The 24,636-nt window shown below is 62.5% G+C and carries 20 protein-coding genes; 19 read left to right on the forward strand and 1 reads right to left on the reverse strand.

Annotation, left to right across the window (positions count from 1 at the left end; all coding sequences use genetic code 11):
• The first annotated feature begins 453 nt into the window (after nt 1–453).
• The 4 genes from rpoB to AC0L3K_RS28415 all read left to right on the forward strand — a co-directional run bounded on the left by rpoB (nt 454) and on the right by AC0L3K_RS28415 (nt 13,299).
• A complete protein-coding gene (rpoB, locus tag AC0L3K_RS28400) occupies nt 454–4,569 on the forward strand; it encodes a DNA-directed RNA polymerase subunit beta (RefSeq protein ID WP_007602996.1) in 4,116 nt (1,371 codons plus the stop codon).
• 128 nt (nt 4,570–4,697) lie between these two features.
• Nucleotides 4,698–8,894, forward strand: a complete 4,197-nt coding sequence (gene rpoC, locus AC0L3K_RS28405) for a DNA-directed RNA polymerase subunit beta' (protein ID WP_007602997.1) — start codon at nt 4,698–4,700, stop codon at nt 8,892–8,894.
• Between the two features lie 190 nt (nt 8,895–9,084).
• Nucleotides 9,085–11,145 carry an FAD-dependent oxidoreductase gene (locus AC0L3K_RS28410; RefSeq protein WP_007602998.1) on the forward strand — a complete coding sequence of 687 codons (2,061 nt, stop codon included), beginning with the start codon at nt 9,085–9,087 and terminating at the stop codon, nt 11,143–11,145.
• Between the two features lie 132 nt (nt 11,146–11,277).
• The gene (locus AC0L3K_RS28415; RefSeq protein ID WP_007602999.1) at nt 11,278–13,299 is read left to right on the forward strand and encodes an ABC transporter ATP-binding protein; all 2,022 of its coding nucleotides are present in this window, start codon (nt 11,278–11,280) and stop codon (nt 13,297–13,299) included.
• Here AC0L3K_RS28415 and AC0L3K_RS28420 read toward each other — a convergent pair.
• Nucleotides 13,227–14,465: an FAD-dependent oxidoreductase gene (locus AC0L3K_RS28420; protein WP_219684095.1), complete on the reverse strand. Its 1,239-nt coding sequence runs from the start codon at nt 14,463–14,465 to the stop codon at nt 13,227–13,229. The genes AC0L3K_RS28415 and AC0L3K_RS28420 overlap by 73 nt on opposite strands.
• A gap of 640 nt (nt 14,466–15,105) precedes the next feature.
• On the opposite strand from AC0L3K_RS28420, the gene rpsL reads away from it, so the two are divergent.
• The 15 genes from rpsL to rpsQ all read left to right on the forward strand — a co-directional run bounded on the left by rpsL (nt 15,106) and on the right by rpsQ (nt 24,574).
• Nucleotides 15,106–15,477 carry a 30S ribosomal protein S12 gene (gene rpsL / locus AC0L3K_RS28425; protein ID WP_007603006.1) on the forward strand — a complete coding sequence of 124 codons (372 nt, stop codon included), beginning with the start codon at nt 15,106–15,108 and terminating at the stop codon, nt 15,475–15,477.
• Nucleotides 15,478–15,492: 15 nt separating this feature from the next.
• Nucleotides 15,493–15,963, forward strand: a complete 471-nt coding sequence (gene rpsG, locus AC0L3K_RS28430) for a 30S ribosomal protein S7 (protein ID WP_007603009.1) — start codon at nt 15,493–15,495, stop codon at nt 15,961–15,963.
• 30 nt (nt 15,964–15,993) lie between these two features.
• The gene (gene fusA, locus AC0L3K_RS28435; RefSeq protein ID WP_007603010.1) at nt 15,994–18,066 is read left to right on the forward strand and encodes an elongation factor G; all 2,073 of its coding nucleotides are present in this window, start codon (nt 15,994–15,996) and stop codon (nt 18,064–18,066) included.
• Between the two features lie 40 nt (nt 18,067–18,106).
• On the forward strand, nt 18,107–19,297 hold the full coding sequence (gene tuf / locus AC0L3K_RS28440; protein WP_007603012.1) for an elongation factor Tu: 1,191 nt from the start codon (nt 18,107–18,109) through the stop codon (nt 19,295–19,297).
• Nucleotides 19,298–19,379: 82 nt separating this feature from the next.
• Complete coding sequence (rpsJ, locus tag AC0L3K_RS28445) at nt 19,380–19,688, forward strand: 30S ribosomal protein S10 (RefSeq protein WP_002712302.1); 309 nt, start codon at nt 19,380–19,382, stop codon at nt 19,686–19,688.
• 53 nt (nt 19,689–19,741) lie between these two features.
• Entirely contained in the window at nt 19,742–20,455 is a 714-nt protein-coding gene (rplC, locus tag AC0L3K_RS28450; RefSeq protein WP_007603016.1) for a 50S ribosomal protein L3, read from the forward strand.
• A gap of 1 nt (nt 20,456) precedes the next feature.
• Nucleotides 20,457–21,077: a 50S ribosomal protein L4 gene (gene rplD / locus AC0L3K_RS28455; RefSeq protein ID WP_007603018.1), complete on the forward strand. Its 621-nt coding sequence runs from the start codon at nt 20,457–20,459 to the stop codon at nt 21,075–21,077.
• On the forward strand, nt 21,074–21,376 hold the full coding sequence (locus AC0L3K_RS28460) for a 50S ribosomal protein L23 (protein WP_007603019.1): 303 nt from the start codon (nt 21,074–21,076) through the stop codon (nt 21,374–21,376). Before rplD ends, AC0L3K_RS28460 begins: the two co-directional genes overlap by 4 nt.
• Before the next feature lie 12 nt (nt 21,377–21,388).
• Entirely contained in the window at nt 21,389–22,222 is an 834-nt protein-coding gene (gene rplB / locus AC0L3K_RS28465; RefSeq protein ID WP_007603020.1) for a 50S ribosomal protein L2, read from the forward strand.
• 12 nt (nt 22,223–22,234) lie between these two features.
• Nucleotides 22,235–22,513 carry a 30S ribosomal protein S19 gene (gene rpsS / locus AC0L3K_RS28470; protein WP_007603021.1) on the forward strand — a complete coding sequence of 93 codons (279 nt, stop codon included), beginning with the start codon at nt 22,235–22,237 and terminating at the stop codon, nt 22,511–22,513.
• 10 nt (nt 22,514–22,523) lie between these two features.
• Nucleotides 22,524–22,910, forward strand: coding sequence for a 50S ribosomal protein L22 (rplV, locus tag AC0L3K_RS28475; RefSeq protein ID WP_007603022.1), 387 nt, complete (start codon nt 22,524–22,526; stop codon nt 22,908–22,910).
• An 18-nt stretch (nt 22,911–22,928) separates the two neighbouring features.
• Nucleotides 22,929–23,654 carry a 30S ribosomal protein S3 gene (rpsC, locus tag AC0L3K_RS28480; RefSeq protein WP_007603023.1) on the forward strand — a complete coding sequence of 242 codons (726 nt, stop codon included), beginning with the start codon at nt 22,929–22,931 and terminating at the stop codon, nt 23,652–23,654.
• A gap of 32 nt (nt 23,655–23,686) precedes the next feature.
• On the forward strand, nt 23,687–24,100 hold the full coding sequence (gene rplP, locus AC0L3K_RS28485) for a 50S ribosomal protein L16 (protein ID WP_007603024.1): 414 nt from the start codon (nt 23,687–23,689) through the stop codon (nt 24,098–24,100).
• 5 nt (nt 24,101–24,105) lie between these two features.
• Nucleotides 24,106–24,312 (forward strand): 50S ribosomal protein L29, encoded by a 207-nt coding sequence (gene rpmC, locus AC0L3K_RS28490; protein WP_007603026.1) that lies wholly within the window; start codon nt 24,106–24,108, stop codon nt 24,310–24,312.
• Between the two features lie 13 nt (nt 24,313–24,325).
• On the forward strand, nt 24,326–24,574 hold the full coding sequence (rpsQ, locus tag AC0L3K_RS28495; RefSeq protein WP_007603028.1) for a 30S ribosomal protein S17: 249 nt from the start codon (nt 24,326–24,328) through the stop codon (nt 24,572–24,574).
• Nucleotides 24,575–24,636 lie beyond the last annotated feature (62 nt).

Below are 24,636 nucleotides of genomic sequence, written 5' to 3' on the forward strand. Positions count from 1 at the left end.
CGCATCATCGCAACCGGGGTCTCGGTCCACTCCCCGAAAGGGTGGGCTGGATGCAAAAGGCGTGCGACGGAACGACCCGACGCAGGCCGAACACGAAAAAGTGTGGGGATTTGAGGGTTTGTCCCTCGAATCTGCACTAATGTCGCCCCATATCGGGTCGGCAGCACGAAAGCGCGGTGGGCAGGGATGCCGCATTCCCTGTAAGCCGTTGGGAGAGCAAGCTATTTCGGGCTTTTGCAGTCCGTGAAGAGGATGGTTGTGACGGGCGGGCGCGCTCCTGCGCCCCGCGCGTCGTTTTGCGTTTTGAAGGTCTGAAGAACAGATTCAGGACATTCCTGCCTGAAACTGAGTCTCCGGCCCCCAAGACGGGTTCGAAAAATTCAACCCGGGGAGCGGCGGTCGCCGCGTTCCGGAGGACGCGCCCAAATCGGGCGACGAAAATGAGAGGCCACGATGGCGCAGCAGACATTCACCGGTCGCAAACGCGTTCGCAAGTTCTTCGGACACATCAAGGAAGTGGCCGAGATGCCGAACCTGATCGAGGTTCAGAAGGCGTCCTATGACCAGTTCCTGATGGTCGACGAGCCCCAGGGCGGACGGTCGGACGAGGGCTTGCAGGCGGTGTTCCGCTCGGTGTTCCCGATCTCCGACTTCTCGGGCACCTCGATGCTGGAATTCGTCCGCTACGAGTTCGAGCCGCCGAAATACGACGTCGACGAGTGCCGCCAGCGCGGCATGACCTTCGCGGCTCCCCTCAAGGTGACGCTGCGCCTCATCGTGTTCGATATCGACGAGGAAACCGGCGCGAAGTCGGTCAAGGACATCAAGGAGCAGGACGTCTACATGGGCGATATCCCGCTCATGACGATGAACGGCACCTTCATCGTCAACGGCACCGAGCGCGTCATCGTCTCGCAGATGCACCGTTCGCCGGGCGTGTTCTTCGACCACGACAAGGGCAAGACCCATTCGTCGGGCAAGCTGCTGTTCGCCGCCCGCGTGATCCCGTATCGCGGCTCCTGGCTCGACATCGAGTTCGACGCCAAGGACATCGTCTATGCGCGTATCGACCGTCGCCGCAAGCTTCCGGTGACGTCGCTGATGTTCGCGCTCGGTCTCGACGGCGAGGCGATCCTCAGCACCTTCTACAAGAAGATCCAGTACAAGCGGATCAAGGAAGGCTGGCGCGTTCCGTTCGACGCCAATCGTTTCCGCGGCTACTCGACCATCAACGACCTGATCGACGCCGATACCGGCAAGGTCGTGCTCGAAGCCGGCAAGAAGCTCACCGTGCGCGGTGCGCGTCAGATGCAGGAGAAGGGTCTGAAGGCGCTGCGCCTGTCGGATGCGGAGCTCGTCGGCAACTACATCGCCGAGGACCTCGTCAATCCCAAGACCGGCGAGATCCACGCGGAAGCCGGTGAAGAGATCACCGACAAGTCGATGAAGGCTCTCAACGAGCAGGGTTACAAGGAACTGCCGCTGCTCGACATCGACCACGTCAATGTCGGCGCCTACATCCGCAACACGCTCTCGGCCGACAAGAACATGACGCGTGAGGACGCGCTGTTCGACATCTACCGCGTCATGCGTCCCGGCGAGCCGCCGACGCTGGATTCGGCGCAGGCGATGTTCCAGTCGCTGTTCTTCGACGCCGAGCGCTACGACCTCTCGGCCGTCGGCCGCGTCAAGATGAACATGCGCCTCGACCTCGATGCGCCCGACACCCAGCGCACGCTGCGCAAGGAAGACATCCTCTCCGTCATCAAGACGCTGGTGGACTTGCGCGACGGCAAGGGCGAGATCGACGACATCGACCATCTCGGCAACCGCCGTGTGCGCTCGGTCGGCGAGCTCATGGAGAACCAGTACCGCATCGGCTTGCTCCGCATGGAGCGTGCGATCAAGGAGCGCATGTCTTCGGTCGACATCGACACGGTCATGCCGCAGGACCTGATCAACGCGAAGCCGGCGGCCGCTGCCGTGCGCGAGTTCTTCGGCTCCTCGCAGCTCTCGCAGTTCATGGACCAGACCAACCCTCTGTCGGAGATCACCCACAAGCGCCGCCTGTCGGCGCTTGGACCGGGCGGTCTGACCCGCGAGCGCGCCGGCTTCGAGGTGCGCGACGTGCATCCGACGCATTACGGCCGCATCTGCCCGATCGAGACGCCGGAAGGTCCGAACATCGGCCTGATCAACTCGCTCGCGACCTTCGCGCGCGTGAACAAGTACGGCTTCGTTGAGACCCCGTATCGCAAGGTCAAGGACGGCCGCGTCACCGACGAAGTCGTGTACCTCTCGGCAATGGAAGAGGGCCGCTACACGGTCGCGCAGGCCAACGTGCCGCTCGATCCGAAGGGCCGCTTCACCGAAGACCTCGTGGTCTGCCGTCACGCCGGCGAAGTCTTGCCGGTGACCCCGGACAAGGTCGACTACATGGACGTGTCGCCGAAGCAGCTCGTTTCGGTCGCAGCCGCGCTGATCCCGTTCCTCGAGAACGACGACGCCAACCGTGCGCTGATGGGCTCGAACATGCAGCGCCAGGCGGTGCCGCTGGTTCGCGCCGAAGCGCCGTTCGTCGGCACCGGCATGGAAGGCGTGGTTGCGCGTGACTCGGGTGCTGCGATCGCGGCGCGCCGTTCGGGCGTGATCGACCAGATCGACGCGACCCGCGTCGTCATCCGCGCCACCGAAGATCTCGATCCGACCAAGTCGGGCGTCGATATCTACCGGCTGATGAAGTACCAGCGCTCCAACCAGTCGACCTGCATCAACCAGCGTCCGCTGGTGAAGGTCGGCGACATCGTCAAGAAGGGCGACATCATCGCCGACGGTCCGTCGACCGATCTCGGCGAGCTCGCGCTCGGCCGGAACGTGCTCGTCGCGTTCATGCCGTGGAACGGCTACAACTTCGAAGACTCGATCCTGCTCTCCGAGCGGATCGTGAAGGAAGACGTGTTTACCTCGATTCATATCGAAGAATTCGAGGTGATGGCCCGCGACACCAAGCTCGGACCCGAGGAAATCACCCGCGACATTCCGAACGTCTCGGAAGAAGCGCTGAAGAACCTCGACGAAGCCGGCATCGTGTACATCGGCGCGGAAGTGCGCGCCGGCGACATCCTGGTCGGCAAGATCACGCCGAAGGGCGAAAGCCCGATGACGCCGGAAGAAAAGCTCCTGCGCGCCATCTTCGGCGAGAAGGCTTCCGACGTCCGCGACACCTCGCTGCGCGTTCCTCCGGGCGTGCAGGGCACCATCGTCGAAGTGCGCGTGTTCAACCGGCACGGCGTCGACAAGGACGAGCGTGCGCTGGCGATCGAGCGGGAAGAGATCGAGCGTCTGGCCAAGGACCGCGACGACGAGCAGGCGATCCTGGACCGCAACGTCTACAACCGCCTTGCCGAGCTGCTCGAAGGACGGCAGGGCATCGCCGGTCCGAAAGGCTTCAAGAAGGACACCAAGATCACCCGTGCGGTGCTCGAGGAGTACCCGAAGTCGCAGTGGTGGCTGTTCGCTTCGCCGAACGACAAGCTGATGGCCGAGATCGAGGCCATGCGGAAGCAGTACGACGAGTCGAAGAAGGGGCTTGAACAGCGCTTCCTCGACAAGGTCGAAAAGCTTCAGCGCGGTGACGAATTGCCGCCCGGTGTGATGAAGATGGTCAAGGTCTTCGTCGCGGTGAAGCGCAAGATCCAGCCCGGCGACAAGATGGCCGGCCGCCACGGCAACAAGGGCGTGGTGTCGAAGATCGTGCCGATCGAGGACATGCCGTTCCTCGAAGACGGTACGCATGCCGACATCGTGCTCAATCCGCTCGGCGTGCCCTCGCGCATGAACGTCGGACAGATCCTCGAGACCCATCTCGGCTGGGCATGTGCCGGCCTCGGCAAGCGTATCGGCCAGACGGTCGATGCCTATTTGTCGAAGCAGGACATCAGGCCGCTGAAGGAAACCTTGAAGAAGGTCTACGGCGAGGACGAGACGATCAAGTCGCTCAACGACAACGAGTTGATCGAGCTCGGCCACAATCTGAGCCGCGGCGTTCCGATCGCGACGCCGGTGTTCGACGGCGCCAAGGAAGCCGACATCGAGGAGATGCTGAAGCTTGCCGGTCTCGACGCTTCGGGCCAGTCGACCGTCTATGACGGCCGCACCGGCGATGCCTTCGACCGCAAGGTGACGGTGGGCTACATCTACATGCTCAAGCTGCACCATCTCGTCGACGACAAGATCCACGCGCGTTCGATCGGTCCGTACTCGCTCGTTACCCAGCAGCCGCTGGGCGGCAAGGCGCAGTTCGGCGGCCAGCGCTTCGGCGAAATGGAAGTGTGGGCGCTCGAGGCTTACGGCGCGGCGTACACGCTCCAGGAGATGCTGACCGTGAAGTCGGACGACGTCGCTGGCCGTACCAAGGTGTACGAGGCGATCGTGCGTGGCGACGACACCTTCGAGGCCGGTATTCCGGAATCGTTCAACGTGCTGGTCAAGGAAATGCGCTCGCTCGGCCTCAACGTCGACTTGCACAATTCCAAGGTCGGACCGGGGACGGCGGAAGCGGCCGAGTAATACGACCCTCATGCCCGGCCTGAATGGCCGGGCATCGGCGCCCAGTCCTCGAATCGCGAGGGCAGGGCGCCCCGCATAGTGATTTTCGAATTTGCTGCCGGAGGCGACCGGCACGCGAGGAGAAGACGATGAACCAAGAAATTATGAATCTCTTTAATCCGACGACGCCGGCTCAGGTCTTCGACCAGATCCGGATCTCGATCGCGAGCCCCGAGAAGATTCTGTCCTGGTCGTACGGCGAGATCAAGAAGCCGGAAACCATCAACTACCGTACCTTCAAGCCCGAGCGCGATGGCCTGTTCTGCGCCCGCATCTTTGGGCCCATCAAGGACTACGAGTGCTTGTGCGGCAAGTACAAGCGCATGAAGTACAAGGGCATCATCTGCGAGAAGTGCTCGGTCGAAGTCACGCTGTCGCGCGTCCGGCGCGAGCGCATGGGCCATATCGAGCTCGCAGCCCCCGTCGCCCACATCTGGTTCCTGAAGTCGCTGCCCTCGCGCATCGGCCTCCTGCTCGACATGACGTTGAAGGATCTCGAGCGGATCCTCTATTTCGAATATTACGTGGTGCTCGAGCCGGGCCTCACCGCGCTGAAGGACCGTCAGCTCTTGTCCGAAGACGAGTATCTGAAGGCGCAGGACGAATACGGCCAGGATTCCTTCACCGCCATGATCGGCGCGGAAGCGATCCGCGAGCTGCTCAAGGGCATGGATCTCGAGAAGCTCGAGCTGACCTTGCGCGCAGAGATGCAGGAGACCGACTCCGACATCAAGCACAAGAAGCTCGCCAAGCGCCTGAAGATCGTGGAAGCGTTCCGCCACTCCGGCAACAAGCCGGAATGGATGATCATGACCGTGGTCCCGGTGATTCCGCCGGACCTGCGTCCGCTGGTGCCGCTGGATGGCGGCCGCTTCGCGACCTCGGACCTCAACGACCTGTACCGCCGCGTCATCAACCGCAACAACCGCTTGAAGCGGCTGATGGAGCTGCGCGCGCCGGACATCATCATCCGCAACGAGAAGCGCATGCTTCAGGAGGCCGTCGACGCGCTGTTCGACAACGGCCGCCGCGGCCGCGTCATCACCGGCGCCAACAAGCGTCCGCTGAAGTCGCTCGCCGACATGCTCAAGGGCAAGCAGGGCCGGTTCCGTCAGAACCTGCTCGGCAAGCGCGTCGACTATTCGGGCCGTTCGGTGATCGTGGTCGGTCCCGAGCTGCGCCTGCATCAGTGCGGCCTGCCGAAGAAGATGGCGCTCGAGCTGTTCAAGCCGTTCATCTACTCGCGGCTTGACGCCAAGGGCCTGTCCACCACCGTGAAGCAGGCCAAGAAGCTGGTCGAGAAGGAGCGGCCCGAGGTCTGGGACATCCTGGACGAGGTCATCCGCGAGCATCCCGTGCTGCTCAACCGCGCACCGACGCTGCATCGCCTCGGCATCCAGGCGTTCGAGCCCGTGCTGATCGAGGGCAAGGCGATCCAGCTCCACCCGCTGGTCTGCGCCGCGTTCAACGCCGACTTCGACGGCGACCAGATGGCCGTGCACGTCCCGCTGTCGCTCGAAGCGCAGCTGGAAGCGCGCGTCCTGATGATGTCGACCAACAACATCCTGCATCCGGCGAACGGCCAGCCGATCATCGTGCCGTCGCAGGACATCGTGCTCGGTCTCTACTACGTCTCCATCATGCGCGAAGGCCTGCCCGGCGAGGGCAAGATCTTCGGCGAGATGGCGGAGCTCGAGCACGCGCTGCACGCGAAGGTCATCCACCTCCACACCAAGATCAAGTACCGGTGGGAAGGCATCGACGAGACCGGCAAGATCTCCAAGCGCTGGATCGAGACCACCGCTGGCCGCGTCATGCTGGGCAATTTGCTGCCGAAGAACCCGCGCGTTCCGTACGAGATCATCAACAAGCTGATGACCAAGCGCGAGATCTCCGGCGTCATCGACCAGGTCTACCGCCACTGCGGTCAGAAGGAGACGGTGATCTTCTGCGACCGCATCATGGCGCTCGGCTTCTACAACGCGTTCAAGGCCGGCATCTCGTTCGGCAAGGACGACATGGTCGTGCCGCACTCCAAGTGGAAGATCGTCGACACCACACGTACGCTGGCGAAGGATTTCGAGCAGCAGTACAACGACGGTCTGATCACCCATGGCGAGAAGTACAACAAGGTCGTCGACGCCTGGTCGAAGGCCACGGAAGAAATCGCCAAGGCGATGATGAAGGAGATTTCCTCGACCAAGAAGACGGCGAGCGGGGCGGATGCCGACATCAACTCGATCTACATGATGGCTCACTCCGGTGCCCGCGGTTCGCCGGCCCAGATGCGCCAGCTCGCCGGCATGCGCGGCCTGATGGCCAAGCCGTCTGGCGAGATCATCGAGACGCCGATCATCTCGAACTTCAAGGAAGGCCTCTCGGTGCTCGAGTACTTCAACTCGACCCACGGCGCCCGCAAGGGCCTCGCGGACACCGCGTTGAAGACTGCGAACTCCGGCTACCTGACCCGTCGTCTCGTCGACGTCGCGCAGGATTGCATCATCACGCAGGACGATTGCGGCACCAAGCTCGGCATCAAGATGCGCGCCATCGTCGATGCCGGCACCGTGGTCGCTTCGCTCGGCTCGCGCATCCTCGGACGCACGGCCTGCGAAGACGTGCGTGACAGCACGGGCAAGGTGATCTTCAAGCGCGGTACGCTGATGGAAGAGAGCCATCTGGATGCCATTCATCAGGGCGGCGTCCAGGAGGTGAAGATCCGCTCGGCGCTGACCTGCGAGCTCGTCAACGGCATCTGCGGCAAGTGCTACGGCCGCGATCTCGCTCGCGGCACGCCGGTCAACCACGGCGAAGCGGTCGGGGTCATCGCGGCCCAGTCGATCGGCGAGCCGGGCACCCAGCTCACCATGCGTACCTTCCACATCGGCGGTGCGGCGCAGCTGAACGAGCAATCTTTCGTCGAATCCAACTTCGACGGCAAGATCGTGATCAGGAATAAGGCCATCGCCCGCAACAGCGACGGCCACCTGGTTGCGATGGTTCGCAACATGGTGATCGCGATCGTCGATGCCGACGGCACCGAGCGTGCGACGCACCGTATTCAGTACGGTTCGCGCCTGCACGTCGACGAGGGCGACATGGTCAAGCGCGGCCAGCGTATCGTCGAATGGGATCCCTACACCCGTCCGCTCCTCACCGAGGTCGAAGGCACCATCGGCTTCGAGGATCTGGTCGAGGGACAGTCGATCTCGGAAACGCTCGACGAGGCCACCGGCATTGCCAAGCGCGTGGTCATCGACTGGCGCTCGATGCGCGGCGGCGGGGACCTGCGTCCCGCCATCGTGATCAAGGGCAAGGACGGCAAGGTGCTCAAGCTCGCCCGTGGCGGCGATGCTCGCTACATGCTGTCGGTCGACGGCATTCTGTCGGTCGATGTCGGAGCCAAGGTCCAGGCGGGCGACATTCTCGCCCGTGTCTCGACCGAAAGCGCCAAGACGCGCGACATCACCGGCGGTCTGCCGCGGGTGGCGGAACTGTTCGAGGCTCGGCGTCCGAAGGATGCGGCGATCATCGCCGAAATCGCGGGCACCATCCGGTTTGGGCGCGACTACAAGAACAAGCGTCGCATCTCGATCGAGCCGATGGACAAGACCGACGAGGCGCGCGAGTACCTGATCCCGAAGGGCAAGCACATCCACCTTCAGGACGGCGACGTCGTCGAAAAGGGCGACTTCATCGTGGAAGGCAACCCGGCGCCGCACGACATTCTGGCGGTCAAGGGCATCGAGGAACTCGCGGCCTATCTGGTCAACGAGATCCAGGAGGTCTACCGGCTCCAGGGCGTGCTCATCAACGACAAGCACATCGAGGTGATCGTCCGGCAGATGCTCCAGAAGGTGGAAGTCACCGACCAGGGCGACACGGACATGATCTCGGGTGAGCAGATCGACAAGATCGAGTTCGACCAGATCAACGCGAAGGCCAAGGAAGAGGGCAAGAAGATCGCCACGGGGACGCCGGTTCTGCTCGGCATCACCAAGGCCAGCCTTCAGACCCGCTCCTTCTTCTCGGCGGCCTCGTTCCAGGAGACCACCCGCGTCCTCACGGAAGCGGCGGTCAACGGCAAGGTCGATCCGCTCGAAGGCCTCAAGGAGAACGTCATCGTCGGTCGGCTGATTCCGGCAGGCACCGGCGCCTCCATGGCGAAGATCCGCGAAGTCGCGGTGAAGCGCGACAAGATGATCCTCGACGAGCGCGAGAAGCAGGCGGCCGTCGTGCCGCCGGCGCCGGAAGTGGAGCCGATGGCGCTGCCACCTGCGGAATGATCATTCATCCGTAGGAATACCGAGGACACTGAAAAGGCCGGCGCAAGCCGGCCTTTTTGCTGCTTTGTTTCCCTGTTGCGGTGCAGGATCAACCTTTGTTCATCTTTCCTTCAGGCGCAAAAGCGCTTCTGCTAGGAGAGCTTAGACCGGTGGTCCCGTGAAGGGGCGGGCCGGAGACCACGGAATTCTCATGCTTGATCTCGCAATCGTAGGCGGCGGCCCCGGTGGGCTGATGAGCGCTTGGTATTTGAAGCGCAAGCTCGGCGACCTCTGCCGCGTCACCATCTACGAGGCATCCGACCGGCTCGGCGGCAAGATCGTCACGCGCAAATTCGATTCCGCGCCCGCGATGTACGAGGCCGGCGTTGCCGAGATCTACGACTACTCGATGACCGGGCCGGATCCGTTGCGCGAGTTGATCCAGCATTTCGGCTTGCAGACCATTCCGATGGATGCCGAGCAGGTGCAGTTCGGCGGCGAGCTCCTCAACGACGTCGCGGGCATGCGTCGCAAATATGGTGCCAAGACCGCGGCTGCGATTGAGGCGTTCCGTAAGCGCTGCGCCGAGGCGATGACGCCGATCGAGTATTACGAGGGCGTCGGCGCGCACGACAACGAGAATCCCTGGGCCTACAAGACCGCCGAACAGGTGCTCGACGAGGAGGTCGAGGACGAGACCGCAAAACGATTCTTCAAGGTGATGGCGCGTTCGGACCTCGCGACCGAGAGCCACAACACCAACGGTCTCAACGCGCTCAAGAACTACCTGATGGATGTCGACGGCTATATCGGCCTCTATTCCATCCAGAACGGTAACGAGCAGCTCATCGAGTGCCTCCAGTCGGAGGTCAATGCCGACATCCAGCTCAATCACCGAATCCTCACGGTCGGCAAGGCGCCGACCGGTCGCTATCAACTCAAGATGATGAACGGCAAGGGGCCAGAGACGCGCGACTTCGACCTTGTGCTGGTCTGTCTGCCGCATTCCTGGCTCGGAACCGTCGGCTGGGAGGGCGAACAGCTCCGCAAGTCGATGGTCAAGCACGTCTCGTACTTCGACCGTCCTGCGCACTATTTGCGGGTCTCGATTCTGTTCGACACGCCGTTCTGGGGCGACAAGATCGCCGGCGCCTGGTTCATGTCGGAGGCCTTTGGCGGTTGCTGCGTCTATAACGAGGGCGCGCGCCATGATGTGGGCAAGCACGGCGTGCTGAACTGGCTGATTCCGGGCTCCGACGCGCTGGCGTTCGCGAATCTCTCCGACCAGGAGCTGATCGATGCCGCGCTGAAATCGCTGCCGGCATCGCTCGGCGATGCACGCGCGCATTTCATGGAAGGCAAGATCCACCGCTGGTTGTCGTCAGTGAACGCGATTCCGGGCGGCTTGCCCGTGCGCGACGTCATGACCAATCACCGCCCCGAGCCGAAGGAACATCCCGGAATCGTGGTGGTCGGCGACTATCTGTTCGACTCGACGCTGAACGGCCTGCTCGATTCCTCGGACGCGGCGACCGACATCATCTTGACCGAGATGATGCGCCTGCGCCGCGAGCGTTCGCAGGACGACAAGCCGCTCTCGGACAAGATCGATCGCGATTATTTTGACAATTATCGCGGCCAGGGTCCTTACAGCGAAGTGTGGCAACACTTCACCGATCCCGACTATCTCACAAAACTGATCGGCATCGTCTGGGGCAAAACCAAAGGCACGAAGCTCTTGATCGCGGGCTCGGCCAGCGGCGAGCTTGTCGGCGCGCTGCGCGACCGCGGTATCGATGCCTTCGGCATCGAGAACAACCGCACCATTCACGCCAGAACGCCGAAGGCGCTGAAGAAGTACAACAAGCTCGGTTCGATCACCGCCATGCCGTTCAAAGACGGTGCGTTCGACTTCGTGTTCGAGACCAGCCTCTGCCATGTTTCCCCGAAGCAGGTGGTCCGTGCGATCAGGGAGCTGAACCGTGTGGTCAAGACCGGGCTCGTGTTCGGCTCGATCACCTCGGACATGGCGCCGGCACTGATCGACCGCTACGACCTTCTGCGCGGCGTCAAGAAGCTCGGCACCTGGTGGGAATGGTCCGAACTGTTCTTCGGCAACGGCTTCGAGCTGTCGATGCACCGCAAGGACTGCACCGACGCGCTCTGGGAGACGACGCTCGCCGCCAACAAGGGCCCGGGCCAGTGGTACGCCGACGCCGATTCGTTGCGCTATTCCTTTTTCGACAAGGTCGAGGACGAGGAAGACGACTAGCCGCCTGAAGCGGACGCCTTCGCCAATTGTTTTGCCGAATTCATCCTGATCGCATAGAATCGATGCAATAGCGGTTTCCGCTATTTCCTTCTTTCTCTGCGGTCATGCCGGCCGTCAGCATCGGTTGGTTTCATGGCGTCCAAGCCCCTCCCGCCCGACAAACAGAAGCTCGCCGCGGAAGAGGCGGCCGAGCTCGACGATAAGCTCGTCCCTATCGCCAAGCCGGACCTCGAAGACGACGAGGACGATGAAGACGAGGAGGATGGCGGGCTGGAGCTCGATGACGACGATGAGGACGAGGACCTCGTCGTCTTTACCGCGCGCGAGGCCGCCGGCGCGCTCGCGACTATCCTGGGCTTCGTCAAACCCTTCCTGGTCAATTACAAGCAGATGCTGTCCTTCGTGGCGTTTGGCGTCTTCGTCGAGACGCTATTCAACGTCATCATGCCGCTCAGCCTGAAGTACCTGATCGACGACGCGCTCGGCGAGGAGGATTTCCAGGCGCTGTACAAGATCCTCGGCGTGCTCGCGGTCGCGGGCATCTTCACCTCGATCGTCGCGGTCTGGTACGAGCGCTGGGATGCGCGGCTCGCGGCGTGCATCATCTCCGACGTCCGCAAACGGCTGTTCGAGCACGTCCAGGACCTGCCGGCGGCCTATTTCGGCCGCACCAAGCGCGGCGAGATCCTGTCGCGCTTCTCCGTTGACCTCGCGGCCTTCGAGGGCTCGGTCAAGACCTTCGCCAACAGCGCGGCATTGCCGTTCCTGGAGTTGATCGCGGGAATCATCCTCATGGTGTTCCTGAACTGGCAGCTCGCGGCGGTTGCGCTGCTGGTGTTCCCGATCACGCTGATCGGTCCCCGCATGCTGACGCCGAAGGCCGTTCAGGCGAATTACGAGCAGAAGCTCAATGAGTCCGCGCTGCTTGGCATGGTGCAGGAGAACGTGGCGGCGCAGGCCGTGATCAAGGCGTTCAGCCTGCAACGCCGGATGCTCGGCTTCTTCACCTTTCGCAACGACGAGACGCGAAACAGGATGGCCTCGGCGGCGTTCCTGTCGACCATGGTAGAGCGGACGGTCACCATCTCGGTGCTGCTCTTGCATCTCGTCGTGCTCGCGATCGGCGCATATCTGGCGACAAAGGGTCAGATCACCATCGGCACCTTCGTCACCTTCGAGAGCGCGTTCTGGGAGGTGTCCTACAACATCGCCCATGTGATGCACTTCATCCCCGTGTCGATCTCCTCGGCAGCCGCGATTCGTCACATGCAGGAGCTGCTCGACGAGCCCACGCGCAGCGCCGATCGTGCCGGCGCGCCCGATCTGCCCCGCATCACCAACGACATCACCTTCGACCACGTGACGTTCCAGTACGAAGGCAGCCAGACGCCGGTGCTGGACAATCTCAGCCTCAAGCTCAATGTCGGCAAGCGCATTGCCGTCGTCGGTCCCTCGGGCTCCGGCAAAAGCACGCTGCTGAATCTGATCCTGCGGCTCTATGTGCCGGACGAGGGGCGGGTCACCATCGACGGCGTCGACGTCCGCAAGGTGACGCTGGATTCGCTGCGCCGGAGCATGGCGGTGGTGTTCCAGGAGAACATGCTGTTCAACATGTCGATCCGGGAGAACATACGGCTCGGCAAGGAGGGCGCGACCGACGAGGAGGTGGAGGAGGCGGCCAAGAAGGCCGAGATCCACCGCTACATCATGAGCCTGCCGCAGCGATACGACACGCCGGTGGGCGAGCGCGGCGATACCTTGTCGGGCGGCCAGCGCCAGCGCATTGCGATCGCGCGCGCGGTCATCCGTAATCCCTCCGTGCTGCTGCTGGACGAAGCCACTTCGGCGCTCGACCAGACCACGGAAGCCGCAATCAACCGCACGCTGCTGAAGGTTGCCAAGGGCCGCACCATGATCTGGTCGACCCACCGCCTGACCTCGGTGGTCGAGATGGACGAGATCATCGTGATTTCAGGGGGCAGGGCGATCGAGCGCGGCTCGCATGCCGAGCTGCTCGCCAAAAACGGCACCTATCGCAAGCTGTGGAACGACCAGATCCATCAACCGCATGGCGCGCCGGCTCACGTCGACGAGGACAGCGACGATGACGACGAGGATGAAGACGACCTCGACGAGGACGATGAGGAGGAGTGACCGAGGAAGTTCGGCTCCAGATCGAAGGCTCCTCCAAGCGGCCGCAATAGCCCCTGAACCGACCAGGCAATGAAGCGTCCCCAGCGCTGCGCCGTCCAATAGGGGCTCGTCGCAATCGAGACCGAGCGGAAGTCGAACGCCTTCGCCGCCGACCAATCGTCGCACGCCCGCTTGACCGGATCTGCGTAGAAGGTGGCGATCTTGCTTGTATCCATCCCGTCGGAGGCCAGCCACTGCGGGATGTAGAGGTTGCAGAGCCGCTCGACGTCGGTGAAGACCTTGTCGCAGCCGGTGCCGGCGGCAGGGCAGGAGGTCGAGAAGGCATCGCCCACCAGCACGAGGCCGGGTTGGCCGCTGGCATCGTTCACATAGAGATCGACCGGGCGGATTTTCAGCTCACCGGGAATGTCGAATCGTCCGGTGATGCGCTTGAGCCGTGGCAGCGCGGCGTTCAACGTCTCGGCGGGCGCGCGGCGCAGCTCAACCAGCCAGGGATCGTCGAAGCTGCGGTAGACGAACAGATTGGCGCGCATCCGCGTCCCGATCGGAAAAAGCGTGAGATAGGGGATGCGGTCGCTCGGCCGTTCCGAGAAATAGGTCAGCGCCGGGAAGTCGAACGAGTCCCGTCCCGCGGGCACCACGTCGAACCCGATCGAAATCGAATGGCAGGCACTGACGACTTTTCGGGCGATTCCCAGCTGGTGGCGCAGGCCGACATTGAGTCCGTTGGCGAGCACGACCAGTCGGGCGGAGACCATCTCGTCGTTGGACAGAGTGACCTTCTGCCGCTCCGTACTTGTCTCGACCGAGACGGCCTTGGCGCAGACGCGCTCGACACCGGCAGGAATTTCGTCGCGGACAGCGTTGACGAGGGAATCGTAGAGGATGTTGAACTGCCGGCTTGGCGCCTTGTCGAGAAGGCGGCCAAAGCGCGCGATCCAGTTCTCACCCACAAAGGTCGCGCGGCGCAGCACCGATTCGGCGATTCCCGTCTGCAAGAATCGCCCGACCTGCACGTGGCCGCTGAGTTTTTCGACTCGAAAGTCCGCAGAATAGCTCTCATGCGGATCGATCAGGATGGTCGAAATGCCGCTACGGCCGAGCATCGCGGCGGCGGTCGAGCCGGACAATCCCCCGCCGATAATGGCAATGTCGGTGTACCGCATGGTGCCAATCCCTGCCCAAGGCGGTACATTGGCGCCCCAACAGGAAAGAAAGCCTTAGCCAAAGGTCATAAAAGTATATTTAACCCGGGTATAAATTGGATTCGAGGTGGCGGAACGCGCTCTTCATTTCCATGTCGCGAAGGCGCAGCGAGCGGCCCAGGAAGCGATTTCGGCAGGCGCGGGAAGCGCTTCTGACTGACGTTTCGCCTTGACTTGACCGACTCCCACTTATAGAACCCCCTCACTTAACGACAGGCGGTGAGCATCGCCAACGTCGGAACGGGCCACCTGTTTGATCCCCTGGGATCACCAAGACAGGCACCAACCTCGACGAATGCCGCTCAAACGCTGTCGATCATAGCTAGGCAATGCCAGTGCGATTTTAGGTCTCGTGAGCATGTTCTCTCGAGATCGAATTCGGATGCATGACCTCGGTGCGCGGACCGCAGCTTCAAGCTGACCGGTTCAACTACTGCGGTCCTCTGTGGCGTCGAAGCGCTTTCCGCCCGTTAATGGGTGGTTGGCGCGATTTCGCTTTGTGCGGATTGTTCCGCGCAAGGTGGCCTCGTCGGGCGGGTAGCTCGAAAGAATTTGCGGACCCGGTGACGGGCCGCGGCAGAACACAAAGGGTAATGCCAGGATGCCGACGATCAACCAGCTGATCGCTCAACCGCGGGAAGTGCAGAAGTCGCGCAAGAAGGTGCCGGCGCTGCAGCAGTCGCCGCAGAAGCGCGGTGTTTGCACGCGCGTTTACACCACGACCCCGAAGAAGCCGAACTCGGCGCTTCGTAAGGTTGCCAAGGTGCGCCTGACCAACGGCTTCGAGGTGATCGGCTACATCCCCGGTGAGGGCCATAACCTCCAGGAGCACTCGGTGGTCATGATCCGCGGCGGTCGCGTCAAGGACTTGCCCGGCGTGCGCTACCACATCCTCCGCGGCGTTCTGGATACCCAGGGCGTCAAGAACCGTAAGCAGCGTCGTTCGAAGTACGGCGCCAAGCGTCCGAAGTAAGCGGGAACCAGGTCCATGTCTCGTCGCCATTCTGCCGAAAAGCGCGAAGTCCTTCCCGATCCGAAGTTCGGGAATATCATCGTTACGAAGTTCATGAATTCGGTGATGTACGCCGGAAAGAAGTCGGTCGCCGAAGGCATCGTCTACGGCGCGTTCGGCCTCATCGAAAGCAAGACCAAGCAGAACCCGCTCGGCGTGTTCGAGCAGGCACTCGAGAACGTCATGCCGACGATCGAAGTGCGCTCCCGCCGCGTCGGCGGCGCGACCTATCAGGTTCCGGTCGAAGTTCGCTCGGTGCGCCGTCAGGCGCTGGGCATTCGCTGGTTGATCTCGGCTGCGCGTGACCGCAACGAGAAGACGATGACCGAGCGGCTCTCTGCGGAGCTCCTGGACGCGTCGAACAACCGGGGTAACGCCGTCAAGAAGCGCGAAGACGTGCACCGGATGGCGGAAGCCAACCGCGCCTTCTCGCACTATCGCTGGTAACGGCGACACACGGAATCTAAGGAACACTCCATGCCCCGCGTTCATGCCATAGAGAACTACCGTAACTTCGGTATCATGGCGCATATCGATGCCGGCAAGACCACGACCACCGAGCGCATCCTCTATTATACCGGCAAGAGCCACAAAATCGGCGAAGTGCACGAAGGTGCCGCGACGATGGACTGGATGGAGCAGGAGCAGGAGCGCGGCATTACGATTACGTCGGCCGCGACCACCGCGTTCTGGGAAGGCAAGCGTCTCAACATCATCGACACTCCCGGCCACGTCGACTTCACCATCGAAGTCGAGCGCAGCCTGCGCGTGCTCGACGGCGCCGTGTGCGTGCTCGACTCGAACCAGGGCGTCGAGCCCCAGACCGAGACGGTCTGGCGCCAGGGCGACAAGTACAAAGTTCCGCGCATCGTCTTCGCCAACAAGATGGATAAGACCGGCGCCGACTTCTACAAGTGCATGCAGGACATTATCGATCGTCTCGGCGCAAAGCCGATCGCGATCCAACTTCCGATCGGTTCCGAGAACAACTTCAAGGGTCTGGTCGATCTCGTTCGCATGAAGGGCGTGATCTGGGAAGAAGAGAAGCTCGACGCCAAGTTCGTGGACATCGATATTCCCGAGGACATGGTCGAGAAGGCCAAGGAATATCGCGAGAAGCTGCTGGAAGCCGCCGTCGAGCTCGACGACGAAGTTCTCGCCGCTTACCTCGACGGCAAGGAGCCCGATGAGGCGACGTTGAAGCGCTTGATCCGCAAGGCCGTGCTGACTGGCGCGTTCTTCCCGGTGTTGTGCGGCTCGGCGTTCAAGAACAAGGGCGTGCAGCCTTTGCTCGACGCGGTCGTGGATTATCTGCCGTCGCCGGTTGACGTGCCCGCCATCAAGGGCGTCGATGAAGACGGCAACGAGGTCGTTCGCCTGCCGGACGACAAGGAGCCGCTGGCTCTGTTGGCCTTCAAGATCATGGACGACCCGTTCGTCGGCACCATCACCTTCTGCCGCATCTATTCCGGCACGCTGCTGTCGGGTACCGGCGTCATCAATTCGACGCGCGACCGCAAGGAGCGCATTGGTCGCATGTTGCTGATGCATGCGAACAACCGCGAAGACATCAAGGAAGCCTATGCCGGCGACATCGTTGCGCTGGCTGGCCTGAAGGAAGCGCGCACCGGTGACACGCTGTGCGATCCCGACAAGGCGGTGATCCTCGAAAAGATGGAATTCCCCGAGCCGGTCATCGAGATCGCGATCGAGCCCAAGTCCAAGGCCGACCAGGAAAAGCTCGGTGTGGCGCTGGCGAAGCTCGCTGCGGAGGATCCGTCGTTCCGCGTGTCGACCGACCAGGAGTCCGGCCAGACCATCCTCAAGGGAATGGGCGAGCTCCATCTCGACATCAAGGTCGACATTCTCCGCCGCACCTACAAGGTCGATGCCAACATCGGCGCGCCGCAAGTGGCGTTCCGTGAGCGCGTCACCAAGAGGGCCGAGGTCAAGTACACCCACAAGAAGCAGACCGGCGGTACCGGTCAGTTCGCGGAAGTGTCGATCGTGGTCGAGCCGAACGAGCCCGGCAAGGGTTACGAGTTCGAGTCCAAGATCGTCGGCGGTGCGGTTCCGAAGGAATACATCCCCGGCGTCGAAAAGGGCCTCAACAGCGTGATGGGCTCTGGTGTCGTCGCGGGCTTCCCCGTGGTCGACGTCAAGGTTCAGCTCGTCGACGGCAAGTATCACGACGTCGACTCGTCGGCGCTCGCCTTCGAAATCGCATCGCGTGCTGCATTCCGCGAAGCCTTGCAGAAGGGCAAGTCCGTCCTGCTCGAGCCGATCATGAAGGTCGAAGTGGTGACCCCGGAAGATTACACCGGCTCCGTCATCGGCGACCTGAATTCCCGGCGCGGTCAGATCCAGGGTCAGGACATGCGCGGCAACGCCAACGTCATCAACGCGATGGTGCCGCTCATGAACATGTTCGGTTACGTGAATAACCTGCGCTCGATGAGCCAGGGTCGCGCAACCTTCACCATGCAGTTCGACCACTACGCAGAAGCGCCGGCCAACGTGTCGGCAGAAGTCCAGAAGAAGTTTGCCTGATTGTCGTCGGTCTCGAACTGACGATTGAACGGAGAGTCAAATGGCCAAAGCAAAGTTTGAACGTAACAAGCCGCACTGCAATATCGGCACCATCGGTCACGTCGACCATGGCAAGACGTCGCTGACCGCGGCGATCACCAAGGTCCTCGCCGAAGCCGGCGGTGCGACGTTCACGGCGTACGACCAGATCGACAAGGCGCCGGAAGAGAAGGCGCGCGGCATCACGATCTCGACGGCGCACGTCGAATACGAGACCAAGAACCGCCACTACGCGCACGTCGACTGCCCCGGCCACGCCGACTACGTGAAGAACATGATCACTGGCGCTGCCCAGATGGACGGTGCGATCCTGGTCGTGTCGGCCGCTGACGGTCCGATGCCGCAGACCCGCGAGCACATCCTGCTCGCCCGCCAGGTCGGCGTTCCCGCGCTGGTCGTGTTCCTCAACAAGTGCGACATGGTCGACGATCCGGAACTGCTCGAGCTGGTCGAGCTCGAGGTTCGCGAGCTGCTCTCGAAGTACGAATTCCCGGGCGACACCATCCCGATCATCAAGGGCTCGGCGCTCGCCGCCCTCGAAGATTCCGACAAGACGCTCGGCCATGAGGCCATCCTCGAGCTGATGAAGCAGGTCGACGCTTACATTCCGCAGCCGGAGCGTCCGGTCGACCTTCCGTTCCTGATGCCGGTTGAAGACGTGTTCTCGATCTCGGGCCGCGGCACCGTCGTGACCGGCCGTGTCGAGCGCGGTATCGTCAAGGTCGGCGAGGAAATCGAGATCGTCGGTCTGCGCGCCACGCAGAAGACCACGGTTACCGGCGTCGAAATGTTCCGCAAGCTGCTCGATCAGGGCCAGGCCGGCGACAACATCGGTGCGCTGCTTCGTGGTACCAAGCGCGAGGACGTCGAGCGCGGCCAGGTGCTGTGCAAGCCGGGTTCGGTCAAGCCGCACACCAAGTTCAAGGCTGAGGCCTACATCCTCACCAAGGAAGAGGGCGGCCGCCACACCCCGTTCTTCACCAACTACCGTCCGCAGTTCTACTTCCGCACCACCGACGTGACCGGTGTCGTGCATCTGCCGGAGGGTACCGAGATGGTGATGCCGGGCGACAACATCGCGATGGAAGTGCACCTGATCGTGCCGATCGCGATGGAAGAGAAGCTCCGCTTCGCGATCCGCGAAGGCGGCCGCACCGTCGGCGCCGGCGTCGTGGCCTCGATCATCGAGTAATTACGAGAATAGGGATCGGCGAATAGCGAATGTGACATTCGCTATTCGCTATTCGCCACCCCACTGAAGAAAGACCACGGCAATGAACGGCCAAAATATTCGCATCCGTCTCAAGGCGTTCGACCATCGTATCCTCGATACGTCGACCCGCGAGATCGTGAACACGGCGAAGCGCACCGGCGCGCAGGTCCGCGGACCCATTCCGCTGCCCACCCGCATCGAGAAGTTCACCGTCAACCGTTCGCCGCACGTCGACAAGAAGAGCCGCGAGCAGTTCGAGATGCGCACTCACAAGCGCCTGCTCGACATCGTCGACCCGACCCCGCAGACCGTCGATGCTTTGATGAAGCTCGACCTGGCCGCCGGTGTCGACGTCGAGATCAAGCTCTAAGATTTTTGGATCACGTTCGCCACTAGCGGACAGAAAGAACAGGAAGCACGCCGATGCGCTCCGGAGTGATCGCACAAAAGGTCGGGATGACGCGGGTCTTTACAGAGGCCGGCGAACATATCCCCGTGACCGTGCTGAAGCTCGGCAATTGCCAGGTCGTAGGCCACCGCACCGAAGAGAAAAACGGTTATGTCGCGCTCCAGCTTGGTTCTGGCAGCCGCAAGACCGTGTACATGCCCAAGGCGGAGCGCGGCCAGTTCGCGGTCGCCAAGGTCGAGCCGAAGCGGCAGGTCGAGGAATTCCGCGTCTCCGCGGATCAGATGATCCCCGTCGGTGCCGAGATCCTGGCCGACCACTTTGTCGTCGGTCAGTTCGTCGACGTCACCGGTACTTCGGTCGGTAAGGGTTTTGCCGGCGGTATGAAGCGCTGGAACTTCGGCGGTCTGCGCGCCACTCACGGCGTCTCGGTCTCGCACCGTTCGATCGGTTCGACCGGTGGCCGTCAGGATCCGGGCAAGACCTGGAAGAACAAGAAGATGCCCGGTCACATGGGCGTCGACCGCATCACCACGCTCAACCTTCGGGTCGTTCAGCTCGATGTCGAGCGCGGTCTGATCCTCGTCGAAGGCGCCGTTCCCGGTTCCAAGGGCGGCTGGATCCGCGTGCGCGACGCCGTCAAGAAGCCGCTGCCGAAGGAAGCTCCGAAGCCCGGCAAGTTCAAGGTTGCTGGCGAAGCGGACGCTGCTCCGGCTGCGCAGGAGGCGTGAGATGGAATTGAAGGTCACGACCCTCGAAGGTAAGGAAGCCGGCTCGGTCCAGCTTTCCGACACCATTTTCGGCCTCGAGCCGCGCCAGGACATCATTGCACGTTGCGTGCAGTGGCAGCTCAACAAGCGCCAGGCCGGTACGCACAAGGCCAAGGGCCGCGCCGAGATCTGGCGCACCGGCAAGAAGATGTACAAGCAGAAGGGCACCGGTGGTGCTCGTCACGGCTCGGCTCGCGTGCCGCAGTTCCGCGGCGGTGGCCGTGCCTTCGGTCCGGTGGTGCGTTCGCACGCCACCGACCTGCCGAAGAAGGTCCGTGCGCTCGCCCTCAAGCATGCGCTCTCGGCCAAGGCCAAGGACGGCGATCTCATCGTGATCGACAAGGCAGCGCTGGAAGCTGCCAAGACCAAGGCGCTGCTCGGTCATTTCTCCGGTCTGGGTTTGACCAACGCGCTGATCATCGACGGCGCCGAGCTCAACAACGGCTTCGCCGCTGCAGCCCGCAACATCCCGAACATGGACGTGCTGCCGATCCAGGGCATCAACGTCTATGATATCCTGCGCCGTCGGAAGCTTGTTCTGACCAAGGCCGCCATCGATGCGCTGGAGGCGCGCTTCAAATGACGAAGAACATCGAGCCTCGCCACTACGACGTGATCCTGTCGCCGGTCGTGACCGAAAAGGCCACGATCGCCTCGGAGCACAACAAGGTGCTGTTCAAGGTGGCCGCAAAGGCGACCAAGCCGCAGATCAAGGAAGCGATCGAGAAGCTGTTCGACGTCAAGGTCAAGAGTGTCAACACGCTGGTCCGCAAGGGCAAGACCAAGATCTTCCGCGGCAATCTCGGCTCGCAGTCGAACTCCAAGCGCGCGATCGTGACTCTCGAAGAGGGTCACCGGATCGACGTGACCACCGGTCTGTAAGGTCGTACGACGATGGCACTGAAGACATTCAATCCCACGACGCCGGGCCAGCGCCAGCTGGTCATGGTCGATCGTTCGGCCCTCTACAAGGGCAAGCCGGTCAAGGCGCTCACCGAAGGTAAGCACTCCTCTGGCGGCCGCAACAACACCGGTCGCATCACCGTGCGCTTCCGCGGCGGCGGTCATAAGCGGACGTTGCGTACGGTCGATTTCAAGCGTGACAAGGTCGATGCGCCCGCGACGGTCGAGCGGCTGGAATACGATCCGAACCGCACCGCCTTCATCGCGCTGGTCAAGTACGAAGACGGCACCCAGGCCTATATCCTGGCGCCGCAGCGTTTGGCCGTCGGTGATTCCGTCGTCGCCGGCAACTACGTCGACGTGAAGCCGGGCAATGTCATGCCGCTCGGCAACATGCCGGTCGGCACGATCATCCACAACATCGAGGTCAAGATCGGGAAGGGCGGCCAGCTCGCCCGTTCCGCGGGCACCTACGCCCAGCTCGTCGGTCGCGACCAGGACTACGTGATCGTCCGCCTGAACTCGGGCGAACAGCGCCTGGTGCACGGCCGTTGCCGCGCCACGATTGGCGCGGTGTCGAACCCGGATCACATGAACACGTCGATCGGCAAGGCCGGCCGCAACCGTTGGCTGGGCCGCAAGCCGCACAACCGCGGCGTTTCCATGAACCCGATCGACCATCCGCACGGCGGTGGTGAAGGTCGTACCTCGGGCGGTCGCCACCCGGTTACTCCGTGGGGCAAGCCGACCAAGGGCAAGAAGACCCGCTCGAACAAGTCGACCAACAAATTCATTCTCCTAAGCCGCCACAAGCGGAAGAAGTAAGGAACGCCGGACATGGTTCGTTCAGTCTGGAAAGGCCCGTTCGTCGAGGGTTCTCTGCTCAAGAAGGCAGATGCCGCGCGCTCGTCCGGCCGTCACGACGTCATCAAGATCTGGAGCCGTCGCTCGACGATCCTGCCGCAATTCGTCGGCCTGACCTTCGGCGTCTACAACGGTCAGAAGCACGTGCCGGTGGCCGTCAACGAGGAAATGGTCGGTCACAAGTTCGGCGAGTTCTCGCCGACCCGTACCTTCCATGGCCACTCCGGGGACAAGAAAGCCAAGAAGGCTTGAGGATTAAACGATGAGCAAACCTAAGCGCGAACGGAGCCTCGCCGAGAACGAGGCCAAGGCGGTCGCCCGGATGCTGCGGGTGAGCCCGCAGAAGCTCAACCTGGTCGCCCAGCTCATTCGCGGCCGGAAGGCGGCTGCTGCGCTCGCCGACCTGCAGTTTTCGCGCAAGCGGATCGCGGTTGACGTGAAGAAGTGCCTGGAATCGGCTATTGCCAACGCCGAGAACAACCACGACCTCGACGTCGACGATCTCGTCGTGGCGCAGGCCTTCGTCGGCAATGGCCTCGTGATGAAGCGCTTTGCCGCCCGCGGCCGTGGCCGCTCGGGCCGTGTCTACAAACCATTTTCACAGCTGACGATCATCGTTCGTCAGGTCGAAGCCGCAGCAGCGGCTTAAGGGACGCAGGAGAACACGATGGGTCAAAAGATCAATCCGATCGGTCTGCGTCTCGGCATCAACCGGACCTGGGATTCCCGCTGGTACGCCGGCAAGCAGGAATACGGCAAGCTGCTGCACGAGGACGTCAAGATCCGCGAGATCCTGCACAAGGAGCTCAAGCAGGCGGCCGTCGCCCGCATCGTGATCGAGCGTCCGCACAAGAAGTGCCGCGTCACCATCCACTCGGCTCGTCCGGGCGTGGTGATCGGCAAGAAGGGCGCCGACATCGACAAGCTGCGCAAGAAGGTCGCGGACATCACCGCGTCCGACGTCGTCATCAACATCGTCGAAATCCGCAAGCCGGAGCTCGATGCGACGCTGGTGGCCGAGTCGATCGCGCAGCAGCTGGAGCGCCGCGTGGCGTTCCGCCGCGCCATGAAGCGCGCCGTCCAGTCGGCGATGCGTCTCGGCGCGGAAGGCATCCGCATCAACTGCTCGGGACGTCTGGGCGGTGCGGAAATCGCGCGCATGGAGTGGTACCGCGAAGGTCGCGTGCCGCTGCACACGCTGCGCGCAGACATCGACTACGGCGTTGCGACCGCGTTCACGACCTTCGGCACCTGCGGTGTCAAGGTCTGGATCTTCAAAGGCGAGATCCTCGAGCACGATCCGATGGCCCAGGACAAGAGAATGGCCGAAGGTGAGACTGGTGGCGGCGGCGATCGCGGCGGCCGGCAGCGCCGTGACAACGCTGCAGCCTGACGCCAGCACAGAGAATTTGAGGGCTTGAAGCCATGATGCAACCTAAGAAAACGAAGTTCCGGAAGGCGCATAAGGGCCGTATCCACGGCGTTGCGTCTTCGGGCGCGACGTTGGCGTTCGGCCAGTTCGGTCTGAAGGCGACCGAGCCTGAGCGCGTCACCGCGCGCCAGATCGAAGCCGCTCGCCGCGCGCTGACCCGCCACATGAAGCGCGCCGGCCGCGTCTGGATCCGCATATTCCCCGACGTTCCCGTGTCGAAGAAGCCTGCCGAAGTCCGCATGGGTTCCGGCAAGGGCGCGCCGGAATTGTGGGTCGCGCGCGTCAAGCCGGGCCGGGTACTGTTCGAGATCGACGGCGTCAACACCCAGACAGCGCGTGAAGCGCTGACCCTGGCGGCAGCCAAGCTGCCGATCAAGACGCGCTTCGTCGAGCGCATTGCGGAGTAATGGCCATGGCCCAGATGAAAATCGAAGACATCCGCGCGTTGAGCCCCGATCAGCAGGATGACGCCATCCTGAACCTGAAGAAGGAGCGCTTCAACCTGCGCTTCCAGCGCGCCACCGGGCAGCTCGAGAACACCTCGCGCCTGCGCGAGGCCCGCCGTGACATCGCCCGGATCAAGACCGTCGCCGCGCAGACGCGCGCGAAGAAGAAGTAAGAGGCTTACGAAGATGCCGAAACGTACTTTGCAGGGCGTGGTCGTCAGCGACAAGCAAGCCAAGACCATCGTGGTGCGCGTCGATCGCCGCTTTACGCACCCGATCTACAAGAAGACGATCCGCCGTTCGAAGAACTACCACGCGCACGACGAGAGCAACGAGTTCAAGCCGGGCGACATGGTGTGGATCGAGGAATCGAAGCCGATTTCGAAGTTGAAGCGCTGGGTCGTGATCCGGGGCGAACACAAGAAAAGCGCCTGATCTGTTGGCTTTAGCCGACTGACTTCAGGTAAATGTTGAGCGCCGGCTGGGCTGGCGCAAAG

This window comes from Bradyrhizobium sp. MI1.10, assembly GCF_055811035.1.